The sequence below is a fragment of the Pseudoalteromonas sp. MMG007 genome, assembly GCF_018100985.1.
In the GTDB taxonomy this organism is placed as follows: domain Bacteria; phylum Pseudomonadota; class Gammaproteobacteria; order Enterobacterales; family Alteromonadaceae; genus Pseudoalteromonas.
In genome coordinates this window covers 763,667-778,005 of sequence record NZ_JAGJEI010000001.1, presented here as the reverse complement: position 1 = coordinate 778,005, position 14,339 = coordinate 763,667, and the positions used below count along the sequence as shown (strand labels likewise).

General features: G+C 37.5%; 11 protein-coding genes and 1 pseudogene. 4 read left to right on the top strand and 8 right to left on the bottom strand.

Going from position 1 to position 14,339, the window contains the following annotated elements; genetic code table 11:
• Positions 1-42: 42 nt before the first annotated feature.
• The 5 genes from J8L71_RS03695 to J8L71_RS03675 all read right to left on the bottom strand — a co-directional run bounded on the left by J8L71_RS03695 (position 43) and on the right by J8L71_RS03675 (position 7,993).
• Positions 43-972, bottom strand: coding sequence for a hypothetical protein (locus J8L71_RS03695; RefSeq protein WP_210999313.1), 930 nt, complete (start codon positions 970-972; stop codon positions 43-45).
• 393 nt (positions 973-1,365) lie between these two features.
• Complete coding sequence (locus J8L71_RS03690) at positions 1,366-2,775, bottom strand: HNH endonuclease (protein WP_210999312.1); 1,410 nt, start codon at positions 2,773-2,775, stop codon at positions 1,366-1,368.
• A gap of 66 nt (positions 2,776-2,841) precedes the next feature.
• Positions 2,842-5,352 carry a type I restriction endonuclease subunit R gene (locus J8L71_RS03685; protein ID WP_210999311.1) on the bottom strand — a complete coding sequence of 837 codons (2,511 nt, stop codon included), beginning with the start codon at positions 5,350-5,352 and terminating at the stop codon, positions 2,842-2,844.
• On the bottom strand, positions 5,352-6,527 hold the full coding sequence (locus J8L71_RS03680; protein ID WP_247655191.1) for a restriction endonuclease subunit S: 1,176 nt from the start codon (positions 6,525-6,527) through the stop codon (positions 5,352-5,354). Before J8L71_RS03680 ends, J8L71_RS03685 begins: the two co-directional genes overlap by 1 nt.
• Positions 6,527-7,993, bottom strand: coding sequence for an N-6 DNA methylase (locus tag J8L71_RS03675; RefSeq protein ID WP_210999309.1), 1,467 nt, complete (start codon positions 7,991-7,993; stop codon positions 6,527-6,529). The genes J8L71_RS03680 and J8L71_RS03675 overlap by 1 nt, the downstream gene beginning before the upstream one ends.
• 104 nt (positions 7,994-8,097) lie before the next feature.
• On the opposite strand from J8L71_RS03675, the gene J8L71_RS03670 reads away from it, so the two are divergent.
• The 4 genes from J8L71_RS03670 to J8L71_RS03655 all read left to right on the top strand — a co-directional run bounded on the left by J8L71_RS03670 (position 8,098) and on the right by J8L71_RS03655 (position 11,375).
• Positions 8,098-9,254, top strand: a protein-coding gene (locus J8L71_RS03670) for an IS3 family transposase (RefSeq protein ID WP_210999308.1) whose coding sequence is annotated in 2 segments (ribosomal slippage) — positions 8,098-8,341 and positions 8,341-9,254 — 1,158 coding nt in all. Because the reading frame shifts where the segments join, the coding sequence is not laid out codon by codon here.
• Between the two features lie 301 nt (positions 9,255-9,555).
• Positions 9,556-10,020: a hypothetical protein gene (locus J8L71_RS03665; protein WP_210999307.1), complete on the top strand. Its 465-nt coding sequence runs from the start codon at positions 9,556-9,558 to the stop codon at positions 10,018-10,020.
• A gap of 150 nt (positions 10,021-10,170) precedes the next feature.
• Positions 10,171-10,968 carry a MobV family relaxase gene (gene mobV, locus J8L71_RS03660; protein WP_210999306.1) on the top strand — a complete coding sequence of 266 codons (798 nt, stop codon included), beginning with the start codon at positions 10,171-10,173 and terminating at the stop codon, positions 10,966-10,968.
• 167 nt (positions 10,969-11,135) lie between these two features.
• A complete protein-coding gene (locus J8L71_RS03655; RefSeq protein WP_210999305.1) occupies positions 11,136-11,375 on the top strand; it encodes a hypothetical protein in 240 nt (79 codons plus the stop codon).
• Between the two features lie 144 nt (positions 11,376-11,519).
• On the opposite strand, the gene miaE (J8L71_RS03650) is transcribed toward J8L71_RS03655, so the two are convergent.
• From miaE (J8L71_RS03650) to miaE (J8L71_RS03640), 3 genes and pseudogenes are all read right to left on the bottom strand, one after another.
• Positions 11,520-12,293, bottom strand: a complete 774-nt coding sequence (gene miaE / locus J8L71_RS03650; RefSeq protein WP_210999304.1) for a tRNA isopentenyl-2-thiomethyl-A-37 hydroxylase MiaE — start codon at positions 12,291-12,293, stop codon at positions 11,520-11,522.
• Between the two features lie 2 nt (positions 12,294-12,295).
• On the bottom strand, positions 12,296-13,969 hold the full coding sequence (locus J8L71_RS03645) for a recombinase family protein (RefSeq protein ID WP_210999303.1): 1,674 nt from the start codon (positions 13,967-13,969) through the stop codon (positions 12,296-12,298).
• A gap of 41 nt (positions 13,970-14,010) precedes the next feature.
• Positions 14,011-14,142: pseudogene (gene miaE, locus J8L71_RS03640) on the bottom strand (tRNA isopentenyl-2-thiomethyl-A-37 hydroxylase MiaE); the annotation flags it as partial.
• Between the last annotated feature and the right edge of the window lie 197 nt (positions 14,143-14,339).

The window sequence follows — 14,339 nt, the reverse complement described above, 5'->3', positions numbered from 1 at the left end:
AAATCCCATTAGGAGAAGCGAAATGATCATTAAACCAGTACATTAATCTAAGTGAGAGCTCACTGCTCTCATATCAGGGTCAAATCTAAGCTGCTGAGCTTTACTAGGTTCTATTTCATAAACGGCATTAAAGGCATCCTTAGCTTTTTTCAAATGTCCTTGCTTTCTAGTGACATCATACAAACATGATGCGTAGCACGATAAATTATAGAATCTATCCACAGCGAGAATTAGATTATATTTAGGGTCAGCAGCCATTTCTTGTAAAAGTAACGCATCATTATACCGTCCATCGTAATAGTGTAAAATGGCCATTTCTGAATATATCCAAGATATGCTCCTCAAATCACCGATATCTTTAGCAACTATCACAGCAGTTCTACTTATATGGAGTAAATTTTCTTTGTCTCTATGTCGCACCTCACTGTTTAAATAGCTATGTTTGATTGAACCTGACTCTAAATATTTTTCTGTATATTCTTTTAACTCATTTTTAAGAAGAGCTAAATCAACACAGTGAGCTGGTACTTTACTCATAATATTTTCTGTAGCCTTAGACAGTTCGTCAATTTTAGCTTTGGACTCTTCTACGTACTTAGTATGCTCTTCCAAAAGCTTTTTCCTATCGCTGTAGCCGAAAAACACACCAAACCCGACTAAGACCGAAATTAAACTAACACTCAAGTAAATGACATATTTAATTGTTTCAATTGATTTATTACTGGAATCGATCGCCGCTTTAGAAGTATCTTTAATTGAGTTTATAGCTATTTCGTATACCTTTAGATTACTTCCACTCTGCTGATTAAAGCGCTCTGTATTTAGTTTATCTATTGCGGTTACCTTTTCTGAAAGTGACTTAACATTTGTCTCTATTTCATGAACTTTATGAGTTTCCCCTTGAGATAAAAAAGGTAATAACATTATGACTAAGAAAGTCCATCTAAAGCTTGGTACACAATTGAGGTTCATATGATCTCTTTAATAAATAAATTTCTTTAACTTTAAACAGGTTACCCTATATAAATTACTCTGGTTACAATCAGAAAGTAATCCTGTTTAATAAAAATTGTTCTAGTCTAACTCTATTTTTATTAATTAAATCTTGCAAATTATCTTCAGCTTTTAAATTAAGTGTTACAAATAACTTAAATCATTCAGACAGTGCCTTGCTACATTGTTTATAAACGCGTACCAAAAATTAAGAATATTTCGGTTTGTGAATACTCAAACACGTCAAATAAAAAAGCTTATAAAATAAAATTTTATTCTAACATAGTTTTAAATTTTAAGCTGAGGATAACATTGAGCCCAATAACCGCATAGAGTTAGTAGAAAGTAAACAATTTTAAAAGCGCGTGGAATCTATCTAGTATTCGCCTTAGTGAATTGATAGAAATGTTTTTTTAGTAATGATTTTGAAATATTGCTTTTAGATTGACCTAAACTGTTGCCTTTCAAACCCCTATAGTATTTATCTCTGACTTTATCAGAAACGATTATTTTCAAAGTCTGCGGCTCGATTGATATTAAAAACCTGTCAAATAGTCGATGTATATCGACTCTGAGACATAGTCCATTTTGCAACAGATTAGATTGTTCTCCTTTGTAAGGAATAATATGGGCAGCTTCTAACAAAGCCAGCTCAGCACATCCTGATACGGCACATTTTGAATAAAAGTTATCAAGAGTTAATGATCTAAATCCCTGCTGGCCAACCCTTGTAACTTGGCTCCTACTGACTCTATCCCTGTTATCTTCTGTTAACGCATGTAGGCTCACTTGCTCTTTATCATCTATTTTTGCGTGAACATTTTCTGTTAACTTATCAGTATCTTCTTCATCAATGTCAAAATCTAAATCAAGAATTTGGGGGTGTTCTAAAAAGGCTTTCCAGTGTTTTTTCTGGCTATCAATTTTTGTAGATTTTCTAATAATAGCTAATGCTTCACATGCCGCAGATATTGAAGAAAATGAGTAATTGCGCTCTTCCCATAATTTTAAAATACGCTTTAAAGGAAGCTGCACAACTTCAGATCTATTATATTTTTTTCTGTGAAACGGATTGATTGTGATTATCTGATCATTTTGAGGATTTTCTGCTAACTCAATATCCTTTAACTTTCTTTCAAACTCACTGATTAAATCATGATTTAAATAGCTTTCCCAACCCTTATAGTTCTTAATATTACCATCATTTACATTCTTAATAGCCAATATTTCTGCCGCTGCTTCTTTTGTACCACATAACTTTAACCTGTGATGCCAAACTAACTCTACCTCCTCTAAAGTAAGCTCAGTTACATCTTCAGGGTCAAACACATATAGGTGCAGTGGCAGGTTATTTTTTACTTGGGTAGCAGTAGTCTCTTTATTTGGCGTATCTATTGTTTCGTAAAGATCATTTGAGCTCATTGATAAAGCAAAATCATCATCGAGATCTAAAGGTATTTCCGTACTCTGCTTTTCTAAAAGGTATCGCTCGACATTAAAAGATGGACCAGGGTTAATTTTTCTTTTAGTTTTATTATTCTTTTTTCCTTTATGCTCGGCATAAGCCTGTTTAGCTTTATTAAAATCAACAATATTTAAAAACTTCTTGAAAGCACTAAAATTTTCTTTATTTTCATAAGCTACTTTAAGAGCTTTCTTCTCAGTTTTAGCTAACCTGAATTCATGTTTCGCTAGTAGGTGAAATAAGTCGTTTATGCTTTTCCCTTTAGAATAATATTCAAAGATATCTTTTTTTATTCCAATAACAGTACGCTTCATCATAATTCTCTAATTAGATCTATATTTTGATATTATCGACATCTTTAATATAACTCGCGAAATTCCTATTCACCTTGCATACAAATACTTCTGAAAACCTATAAATGTGTCGCGTATCGCAACTGGTGAGCCAAACTCAATCGCTGCATCATTAATGGTGTTGTATTTAAGCTCTACTAAACTTCGCATTTTTTTAGGAGCCAGTTCTTGAACGCCGTCTTCAATATATTTACTTAATATGAAGTTTATAAACTCTTGTTGTTTATAGTCAGTAAATGCAGAGTTTATTTTAGGTTTTGCTTGTTGGGCTCGCTCAGTGCGTGTTCGAGCCTCAGCTGCATAAGCCACATACGATAAAACATCGTATACATCACTATCTTGTGCATCAATTACCGCCTTCATACTATCGAGTTTTTCGCTATCGTAACCCGCTTCAGTTAAGTCTTCTAATAGCTTTTCGCGGGTGGTTGGGTCGCTCCAAATTTCGCGTAGTTGATCTTCGTTTTCAAAAAAGCGTGGTAAGTCGTCAAACATACGTTCAACAAACTCTTTAGCTGTAATGGGCTTACCTTCAGCACTCCAGTACATTGCTGAAGAAATATGTTTAATTTGCCGTGTACGGCCGTCTGAGAGCTTTATTTCGAGCTTTTCACATACACATGGTCTTTCGCCACATTTTTCGCAGCCTTCTGGCTCTGGCTTTTCGCAAACACATGGCTTTTGTTCACACACCTTACACGGTTTCTTCTCACCGGCTCCATCGCCGCCAGTGTCTTCACATTGGCACGGCGTTGTGCCGCACTCAGGGCATACTTCGTTGGGTATTGGCTCGCCATCCCAAGCAGGGTCGGCAAAGTTATGGTGCGCTTTTACAAAGTCGTAAATGGTAAAGTAGTCTTTGCCATCGTATGTACGAGTGCCTCGCCCTATGATCTGCTTAAACTCAATCATATTATTACAAGGGCGCATGAGCACAATGTTACGTACGTTACGCGCATCAACGCCGGTAGAGAGTTTGCGTGATGTAGTTAGAATTGTCGGAATAGTTTTTTCGTTATCACAAAAGGTTTTTAAATCGTTTTCACCCGCTACACCATCATTAGCGGTAACACGAACACAATAGTTAGTGTTGGTAGTCCAACCTTTTTTTACTGCGTACTGATTAATAAAATCGCGCACCATACCGGCATGGACTTGTGTTGCACAAAACACGATGGTTTTTTCTTTAGGATTAAAGCGATCCATCCAATAGTGTACACGGCGCTCTTCGCGCTGAGGTATGGTAATAATGCGGTTAAAGTCACCTTCTTTATACAGTTTACCAGGCTCTGGATCGCCTTTTACAACAACACCATCCCCCTCTATGTACTTGTACTCATCCATAGTGCCAACAATCGGTAACACTTTAAATGGCGTTAAAAAGCCATCGTTAATGCCTTCTTTTAGGGTATAGCTGTAAACTGGTTCGCCAAAATAACCATAGGTATCAGCGTTATCGGTGCGCTTAGGAGTTGCGGTTAAACCCAGTTGCACAGCAGGAGCAAAATAATTAAGAATATCACGCCAAGCACTTTCATCATTTGCGCCACCACGGTGACACTCATCAATAATAATTAGATCAAAAAAATCAGTTGGGTATTGCTCGAAATACGGATTCTCTGCCTTTTTAATTGGAGCATTTTCATCTTCTTCTGTTGTGGTTTCTTTTAATTCGGTTTTAGGCCCACACATTAGCGTATGAAAAATAGTAAAAAACACACTGGCATTTTTAGGAACGCCGCCTCGTTTACGAATATCATCAGGGGTAATACGAACAATGGCGTCTTCACCAAATGAGCCAAAATCGTTAAATGCCTGATTGGCTAAAATATTACGATCGGCCAAAAACAAAATACGTGGGCGCTTTTTAGCAAGGTTTATATCTTTCTGCGCGGTTAAACTCCATCGGGTTTGAAATAACTTCCACGCTGTTTGAAAGCTAATACAGGTTTTACCTGTACCGGTAGCCAGTGTCAGCAGTATGCGATCTTTTCCTTGAGCAATGGCTTCTAGCGCATTATGAATGGCATTCTCTTGATAATAACGCGGTGCCCAATCACCTTTGGCTTCAAAGGGAATGGTAGAAAACGCATCACGCCAAGCAGTCGTAAAATCCGCTTCTGGTGTATCCCCTTTTTGCTCAAAGGTTAAATCCCAGAGCGCTTGCGGTGATAAGTATTCATCTACCAGCGTCTCAACGCCAGTGAGCATATCAATCTGGTAAATATCATGGCCGTTAGTGGCATAAGCAATACGGCATTGCAGGCGTTGTGCATAGTCTTTCGCTTGGCGCACACCTTCGCTATAAGTAAGGCTTTCTTTTTTTGCTTCTACTGCGGCAAGCTTACGGCCTTTATACACCAGCACATAATCACAAGGCACTTTATTAGCGCGTTTGCCACCGGCCATAATTTGGCCTGGGCAAATAAGCTCGCGGCGAATAAAGCTGTTATCAACTTCACCCCAACCCGCAGCGACTAATTTAGGGTCGATTAAATCCGCTCTTGTGTCGGCTTCGTTACGCGTCCTTGCTTGTGACATTAGGCCACTGCTCCTTCTTTTTCTTTACTTAGCTCACCTGAGAAGGCTTTTTGCAGGATAGATTTTTTGAGTTCTTCTAATAAAATAGTTTTTTCTTTATATACCCTTTCTACTCTACCGATAGATTCTTTAAGTAACTCCAGCTCATCCACAGTAGTTTGCTGGACATCTAAGCTAGGCACTGGAATCGAATATTCTTTTATCATTGGAACTGTTAATTGAGGGATTGCGGAGCCACTTCTTAAAATATCTAAAGTTTGCAATGCATGTTTTAAAAATTCAAGATCAACAATATCTTTATTAGGGGTTAAAACAATTAACCTTACTATTGGTAAAAATGGCTCTTTTCTCAGTTCGATATGACCAGTGCCACTCCCTCTAGCTGAGATCGTTATTGATGGCTCATTGGCTCTAGAGTAATCAGTATATCCATACAAACCATTTTGCTTAACCGCATTCGCGTAAATAGGTATGCAAAAGGTTTCTGTTTTTTCTTTTGAGTATAATCCCTTCTTAGGAGCATCGCCTCCTGCAAATATATTGTTACATACTGAAGGAAGTGGCATTAAATTTGCCTTAATACTGAGCTTTTCAAATAAGTTCACTTTTTTGCTTTCAAACAACTCACGGGCGTTTTTGAGGTTTTGCTCAGTCTTGGCGCGGGCTTGTTCTATATCGGCAAAGGCTTGGTCGAGAATGGCGACGATGCGTTTTTGTTCTTTTAGAGGAAGTAGTGGCATTTTAACACCACTAACCAAATCTATATTTAGGTTTCTGACTGTTGAACCTGCGGCTAAAGAATCAAACTGCTGAAAAACTAAAGGGGAGCCTAGAATATGATAAAGAAAATCTTGGTCGATACTGTCATCTTTTGCACTGAGCACTAACCACCCATCGTGAATACAACCAGTTGTACCCATAATATATGGCCGCCCAAAACTCATCGAGTTTGAAAGGATGAAATCACCTTTTTTCACAAAGCGTGATCGCTGTATTCCCTCAGGTATTATTTTTTCCTTAGTTTCAAATATATACTTGCCACTTGCAGTAGCATCACCAATTTTAATCCAGTTAATACCATTTGGATCATCTGTGATGAATTTTTTTATAGGTCTTGGCGAGCCACCACGAGCTATATTATATAAGCTATCCAGACGAACGAGAGGCCATTCCATCACAACAACTCCTGAATCTTTCCCAGAATCGCTTCGCTCTCTTTATCCAGCGCGATGATTTCTTCGATAATGTCTTTCGGTTCACGCAGGGGCGCTTCTTCAGCTTGATTCGGGTTTTTAACTGATAAGTCCCATGTTGTTTCGTCAATATCAGTTATCGCTAATGACCAAGACTTAGCACTGTCCTCAAAGCCTTTTTGTAACTCGATAAATTCTTTTAAGTCGTTGTCGTTGAGCGGGTTGGTTTTACCCAAACTACGGCCAGGGTCTAGCTGATAGAACCATGTTTTTTGTGTTGGTTCCCCTTTGGTAAAAAACAACACTACGGTTTTTACCCCAGCGCCTAAAAAGGTTTTGGCTGGGCAATCGAGTACGGTGTGCAAGTTGCAGTTTTCTAATAGCTCTTTGCGCAGTGCTATGGCGGCGTTATCGGTATTGGATAAGAAGGTGTTTTTAATAACAATAGCGGCACGGCCACCAGGCTTGAGCATTTTTATAAAGTGCTGCAAAAACAAGAAGGCGGTTTCACCGGTTTTAATCGGGAAGTTTTGCTGAACTTCTTTACGCTCTTTACCACCAAACGGCGGGTTAGCTAATACAATATCGTGCTGGTTGCTTGGAGTAATGTCTTGTAAGTTTTCAGCCAGTGTATTGGTGTGAATAACGTTAGGTGCTTCAATGCCATGTAGAATCATGTTCATAATGGCGATAACGTACGCTAAAGACTTTTTCTCTTTGGCATAAAAGGTGTGTTCTTGCAGGGTTTTTAAGTCGCTGGTTGAAAGCTGCTTGCGACTTGCACCACCTTGGCGTAGGTAATCGTAGGCTTCACACAAGAAGCCTGCCGACCCTGCTGCACCGTCGTATATGGTTTCGCCAATGTGTGGCTGTAATACGTCTATCATGGCGCGGATTAATGGGCGTGGTGTGTAATATTCGCCACCGTTGCGACCAGCGTTGCCCATGTTTTTAATTTTTACTTCGTACAGGTGTGAAAGCTCATGTTTTTCTTCTTGTGAGCGAAAACGTAATTCATCTACTTTCTCTAGCGCATCACGCAATGAATAACCACTTTGAATTTTGTTTTTGATCTCGCTAAATATCTCACCAATCTTGTATTCAATGGTGTCAGGGCCGTTGGCACGTAGTTTAAAACCTTTAAGGTAAGGAAATAACTCGCCATCGACAAAATCCATTAAGTCGCTACCGGTTAAGGCCTTGTCGTGATCAAACTCACCTTTAGCGGTTTTCGGTGCAGCCCACGAACTCCAACGGTATTCTTCATCAATAATATATTGGTAGTCTTCTGCCATTAGCTCGGCTTCTTGAGACTTAGTAAACTCTAAATCATCAAGGTATTTTAAAAATAGCATCCACGACGATTGCTCGGTGTAGTCTAGTTCGCTGGAACAGCCTGAGTCTTTATGGAAAATGTCGTCGATGTTTTTAAAAGTTTGTTCAAACATTATTGTTTTATCCCTGCATAGGCTATAGAACCTATTTAAATTGAACTGGTTTAATTGAGCCGGACACTTTAATAATGGACAATGTTCTAATATTGAGGTGTTAAATGACAAAACGTAAAAATAAATCTTATACAACTGAATTTAAGCAAGAAGCAGTCGCTCTTGTAACAGAACAAGGCTATTCAGTTTCAGAGGCCGCAGCCTCTCTGGGGATCACCACCAAACTTATTTATAACTGGAAAGCTAAACTTGAAGGGCAACAAGCTGGCAATTCACTCAATGAAGATGAGCGAGCCGAGCTAAAACGCCTGAGAAAAGAAGTGAAAGATCTCAAAACGGAGAAAGAGATCTTAAAAAAGGCCAGCGCCTTCTTTGCGAGAGAAATGAAGTAAAGTATCAGTTCATCAAAGAGAATAGCCAAGCTTATTGCGTTATGAAATTATGCTCTGCTATGAAGGTAAATCGCTCAAGCTATTACGCGTGGTTGGCACGTCCAGCAAAGCTTATACCGGCAGAAGAGCTACATCTTTACAGAAGAGCAAAAGCATTGTTTAAGCGCAGCAGAGCAAGCTTAGGCTACCGTGAGTTATGTAAGAACTTACGTAAAGAAGGTTTTAAAATAACGCGCTACAAGACTAGAAAGTTAATGGCAAAGCTCAATTTAGTTGTTAAACAACGTGTGGCTTATAGAGTGACAACTAAACGTAAGCACTCAGATGCAGTTGCGGATAATTTGCTTAATCAGAACTTTAATCCGGTAGCACCGAATCAAATTTGGGCAGGCGATGTGACATACTTAAGAACTGGCGAAGGCTGGATGTATCTAGCCATTGTTATGGACTTATATTCTCGTCGCATTGTTGGTTGGCATATTGATAAACGCATGACGACTGATTTGGTCAGTAAAGCAATGATAAAAGCATATAACTTACGGCAACCGCCCAAAGGATTAGTATTTCACAGCGACAGGGGCTCACAATATACAAGCAAGCAATATCGGCAATTACTTAGGAGTTATAGTGTTAGAGCAAGCATGGGTGATGTGGGAGCGTGTTGGGATAATGCTGTTGTTGAAAGGTTCTTTGGTAGCTTGAAACATGATTGGTTACTAAAAGTGGCTCAACTAACGCGTGAGCACATGAAAAATGATGTTGCAGAATATATGAAGTATTACAATCTGGAAAGACTGCACTCAGCTAATAACGATCAGTCACCAGTAGAGTATGAAAATTCTTTAGGAAAAGTGTCCGGCTGGAGTTGACCAGAACACATATCCATATCCATATCCATATCCATATCCATATCCATATCCATATCCATATCCATATCCATATTATTTTCTCATATTCCGTTATGACAAGTTAATATCTTAACATAAATGGCACTACTCGTTATTTTTACCCTTAAATTAATTATTATTTATTAAGAAAATTATTTATAAACGCCTAAAATCAATAATAAACAAAATAGATATAAAATTAGCAATATTTATTTTTATCGATTGGCGTCGAGTTACCCCAAATACGTTACGATAGTAATAATCAAAACAAGGAATAAAGTTTATGAGTAACGTTTATATTGAAATTGAATTCATCTCAATTGTTGCAAACCTAGATAATGTATTTTCAGTTAAAATTGATGACACCATTAATCTTACTGTAACCCTAGAAAAGGAGAGCTGCATGTTAAGCGTAGACTTAACAGTTATGGAATCTAAGGAGTTTATCTTCGACGAAAATACAGGGGCTATAACAGGAGATGCAAGTCTGAAAGTCTTGCCTGTTTCCTTAGAAGAGGCAAAAGCTATCTTCTGGGAAGAAGAGTCCATATGGGGTTCTATTAGCCCCCCATCTTCGAAAGATAAAATAGCTTTCGAGGCAAATGCTCATAAAAAGAAAATTAAATTTTCTAAAAGAGCCTGCCCATCGACTAAAGAAAACACACTAACAAATGAAAGCGCAACTGCTATAAAAGACGAGCATGGGGGGCCATTAGATTCAATGGGTGTTTGCCCTGAAAAGTGTTAACCCACCGCGAAGCGACATTTTGGCTGAGTTGCGTAGCGTTACTCTTGCCAAAATGTGGAGTGGGTGCACAATTTACAATTGTGTTCAAAATTGTCTATAGACAATTTTGAAAATGCATCCACATTTAAAAAATTGGCTAAGGATTAGGCAATGATTGATACAGGCAACAATAAAGCTATCTTCAGGATAAAAAAAATTAATTTGCAAAGACAGTTACGTGCTGCCCTTGCTCATAATTTGCGACTGGTAAACCCTCCAAACGTAAACACTGAGCTATCTCATTATAATATCCAAGCGAAAGGGTTAAACACTATTGAAGTCTGTATGAGCCGGTTTGAGAGTGCTTTAGAGGGTATAAAAGTGCGTAAGAATGCTGTACTAGCTCATGAAGCAATCATCACAGGCTCTCCAGATCATATGAATAAATTGACAAAAAAACAGCAAATAGCATATTTCACTGATGCTGCACACTGGCTTGTTAAATTACATGGGGGAGATTACAAAAATATCCTTTGTTTATCAATACATTACGACGAGAGCGGCACGCACGCTCATTATATTATAATGCCCAAAATAGACTCTAAGTTAAATAGCCGAGCTATTATAGGTGGAGCTCGAGGGAGACTTAGCGAATTACAAACAGAGTTTTACGAAAAAGTGGCAAAAAAATACGGATTTACACGAGGTATAAAAAATAGTAAGGCTACACACCAGCACTATAGTGAATTTAAAAACCTTAAAAACGACTTAAGTGAGGTAAAAAATAAATTGGAACAAACCCAAATTGAGTACAAGACAGCCCTTAATAGACTCAGCTCTGCTCAGCAAAGCCTGTTATTTATAAAAAAGGAACTGAAACTAGCTAAAACTCTGGGGGTATCTGACTTAAGAAGAAAAATCGCTCTTTTGGAAAAAAATACTATATTTAAGATGAGCTCACGCATTTAGAATTATTGTCTTAGCGATTAAATTAAATTCCATGAAGTAACTAAACAAATAAAATTATTTAACCTCTCAGGTTCCGAGTAAAAAAATCGGCTATAATCAGAAACTCAAACAATGGTGTTATTTAAATAACACCTTTTTATCAACTAAATGCTAAGGAAAGCAATTTAATGAAGTTACATGTTACCCGCCAAGTAAAAGCTGTATTGGAAGAAGACAAGGGCTTAGATAAGCATTATGTCACTGATAAGTTAAGCTACTTTGAAAAAGCTAAAACTAACCGCGAAGCACTTATGCTTTCTAGCTTTTTAGATCGAGAGGGTCGAAAAATGCTTGCTAACCGCCTGAAAATGAACGAACGCGACTTAACGGGCTTTTATCAAATAGTCGAACAATCTTATTGGTGGTAGAGTAATCGGAGACTTACTACAATAGATTAATTATTTTATTAAACATGGGCTTAAAAACCCATGTTTTTTATTAATAAGATACAATTGTTAATGAAAGCTATCTTAAACTCAGATGGTGAAACGCTAACTTTGCAGGTTAAACCATTATGAAAGTGTAGGCACACCACTATGAAACTTGAAGTCTTTATCTGGTGATAAAATTAGCTCAGCTTCTATGCCACCAAAAAATTTGATTCGCTCGGTAATATCAAAATCAGCAATGTCTTGAGCAAGGAGCAAGTAATCTTGATAATGACGCGCTTCTGAACGCAATAACGATATGTAAAAGTCACCTAAGCGTTTATCTACATGCGGTGCCAGTTTTGCAAAACGCTCACATGAGCGTGCCTCAATATAAGCACCAATAATAAGTTTATCGACTAAAGCATCTGGCTCATACGATTTGACATGGCGTAACATGCCTTTAGCATAACGACATGGAGTGATGCTTCTATATTCAACGCCATACTCATCCATAATTTCGAGTACTTGATAAAAATGATGGAGCTCTTCTTTTATTAGCATCACCATTTTATTAATTAAGTCTTGGCCATAGAGAGTATCTGATTTTGGGATCATCGACTTAGACAATTTATTCTTATCGCTAAGGTTGCGCCAGTCCCCTTCTCTTTTGTATATCAGAGCTTCAAAAGGTTTTAACCACTCGAGTAAAGCATCACCACTATCTTTATCAACGGCATACTTACGAATTAGAAACATTGCTGATTGAGCTGCTTTTAATTCACACACGAGGTGGTCTAAAAGTACTATGTCGAGACTCTCATGTTTTTTTGCTTTTTCAACCCATTGCTTAGGGGTATTACACTGCAAGAAACTATTTATTGGTTCTAAGAGTTTATTAATTTCATTTGAGTTCATTACTAATCATCTTTTAATAATATATCTAAATAGCCACTTTCTGAATGTATCTTATGGTAATACATGACTCGAGCTGCAATTTCAAAAGTAGATCCCCTGATTTTGTGAGGGTTCATTAACCTATCGATATCCCAATCAGATGTGCGCACCTCAGTGACATATTCACTTTCTCTATAATACTCTTTTGAACCATAAAAAACACATTGGTAGGCTTTGCGTTTTCGATCATATTGGCTAAATTTGAACCTAGCTACAACGTTATCCTCTTCTAAGCTAAAAGATAATTCCTTATTTTTTAAAATTATCTTATTGCCTATCCGATTTAATTCAAGATTATAATTTAAAGGGTCGGTATGTGATAAATCGACTATTTTTTTAGATATTGAAGCTACATTAAGTTTTGTTTCAATTTCGGCTTGTATTTCAGCTAGCTGGCTAACAATATCATTTATTTCATCATCTAACTCTTCCATCAAACCAAATATTGTTCCTGATTTTTTTTCACTATTTTTATAATGATCTTTCAGGTCAGCCAATTTTGTCTGAAGCCCTTTTAATTCATAAGTTAGTTTCGCTTTTTTCTCATGACTGGTAGAGCTTCGTTTTGCACCGCTAATTTTAGCAAGTATCAAGGGCTCAACATAAGCAAAAAAGAAATGATAAGCTACAACATAAGGAAATGTTGTCGGTGCATCACAACTTTCTCCCCCTGATCTCTGTTTTCTACTACATCGAAGCAACGGTAATGACTCTGCTGATTGCTGGATACTCATACCTGAACCACAATGCCCACACTTAACCAAGCCATGTAAGGGCCACTTCCTGTCAGGTCTAACGCTCGTAAACAGTCGTTCTTTACATATCCGCTGAGAATTATAAAAATCTTTATCACTTACAACCGATTCGTAAAGCTTCTCATTGTAAACTAAACCTATGCACTTAGGGTTTTGAATTATTCTGATAATTTTTGTCGGATTGATATTTTTCAGTGGCTTTATTTTACCGTATTTTTTTCTCAGTGCTCTTTCAATCAAAACTTGACCAAGTCCTTCAGCATGCAATTTAAAAATATCTCGCACCACATCCGCGTATTCATTTAACTTGCCTTTTTGGTCTAGCCAAAAAGGCATCCGCATCTTAGGGGGTATTTTATTTTCTTTGGCGTTATATTTTCGTCGACTCCAAGAACTTTTTACTTTTTCTGAACGCCATTTAGAATCTGAATGAGCTTTATCAATCTCAACAATTAAACGCATACGTGTTGCTAAGTCATTACGTTTACTTGGGGAGTAAACACTTTGATCTCTTGCTGTAACAATAGAAACATCATGATCCCAAATTTTATCAAGTAACTTTTCCGTTTCAGTAATCGTCATTCGAGACAATCTAGAAAAGTGCTCAACAAGAATAATCGAGCCTTTAGGAACTACCTTTGACTCTATCGCAGCAACAAGCCTCCCCAAAGAACCCGAACTTAAATGCTTGCCCGAAAATGCTGATACACCTGCATCAATGAGAGGCTTACCTTCAAGCTCAACCACCACGCAGTTCGGGTGACTACGTAACCACTCTCTTTGTGCCTCCCCTTGTCTATACAAAGAGCTGTTCCCTTCTTGGGCTTGAGAACTAAAGCGCTGGTATAAATATACGTTACCAGATAATTTATCGTCTGACATAGCAATTACTCACTGAATTTATATATGCACACATTATCATTAAGCTCACAAATTAAGTGATCAATTAATATCACCGATAAGTTTTCTTTTTTTACTGCCTCAATAACCCATTCATTGGGAGTTTCGCACAATAAAAAATTATTAATAGGTGCTAAAAGTTCGCTGTGTGACACGTTGCTGCTCGTTACTTCAAAAAATAAAAATGCATTTTAACACGAAAAATAACTAAGAATAAAACGTGATAAAACAAGCCAATCAAAATGTTAATAACGAGTTAACTTGACTTTGTTTATGAACTAAACCATAAATATAGATACTGTATAAAAAACAAACTAACTATAAACAATTAAAACCAACAGTAATACGTCCC

What these genes read in the sequence shown, in the direction of transcription:
- J8L71_RS03695 (WP_210999313.1), bottom strand. Translation starts at nt 972, where the DNA reads ATGAACCTCAATTGTGTACCAAGCTTTAGATGGACTTTCTTAGTCATA.
- J8L71_RS03665 (WP_210999307.1), top strand. Translation starts at nt 9,556, where the DNA reads ATGAGTAACGTTTATATTGAAATTGAATTCATCTCAATTGTTGCAAAC.
- J8L71_RS03685 (WP_210999311.1), bottom strand. Translation starts at nt 5,352, where the DNA reads ATGTCACAAGCAAGGACGCGTAACGAAGCCGACACAAGAGCGGATTTA.
- J8L71_RS03680 (WP_247655191.1), bottom strand. Translation starts at nt 6,527, where the DNA reads ATGGAATGGCCTCTCGTTCGTCTGGATAGCTTATATAATATAGCTCGT.
- mobV (WP_210999306.1), top strand. Translation starts at nt 10,171, where the DNA reads ATGATTGATACAGGCAACAATAAAGCTATCTTCAGGATAAAAAAAATT.
- miaE (WP_210999304.1), bottom strand. Translation starts at nt 12,293, where the DNA reads ATGAACTCAAATGAAATTAATAAACTCTTAGAACCAATAAATAGTTTC.
- J8L71_RS03655 (WP_210999305.1), top strand. Translation starts at nt 11,136, where the DNA reads ATGAAGTTACATGTTACCCGCCAAGTAAAAGCTGTATTGGAAGAAGAC.
- J8L71_RS03690 (WP_210999312.1), bottom strand. Translation starts at nt 2,775, where the DNA reads ATGATGAAGCGTACTGTTATTGGAATAAAAAAAGATATCTTTGAATAT.
- J8L71_RS03645 (WP_210999303.1), bottom strand. Translation starts at nt 13,969, where the DNA reads ATGTCAGACGATAAATTATCTGGTAACGTATATTTATACCAGCGCTTT.
- J8L71_RS03675 (WP_210999309.1), bottom strand. Translation starts at nt 7,993, where the DNA reads ATGTTTGAACAAACTTTTAAAAACATCGACGACATTTTCCATAAAGAC.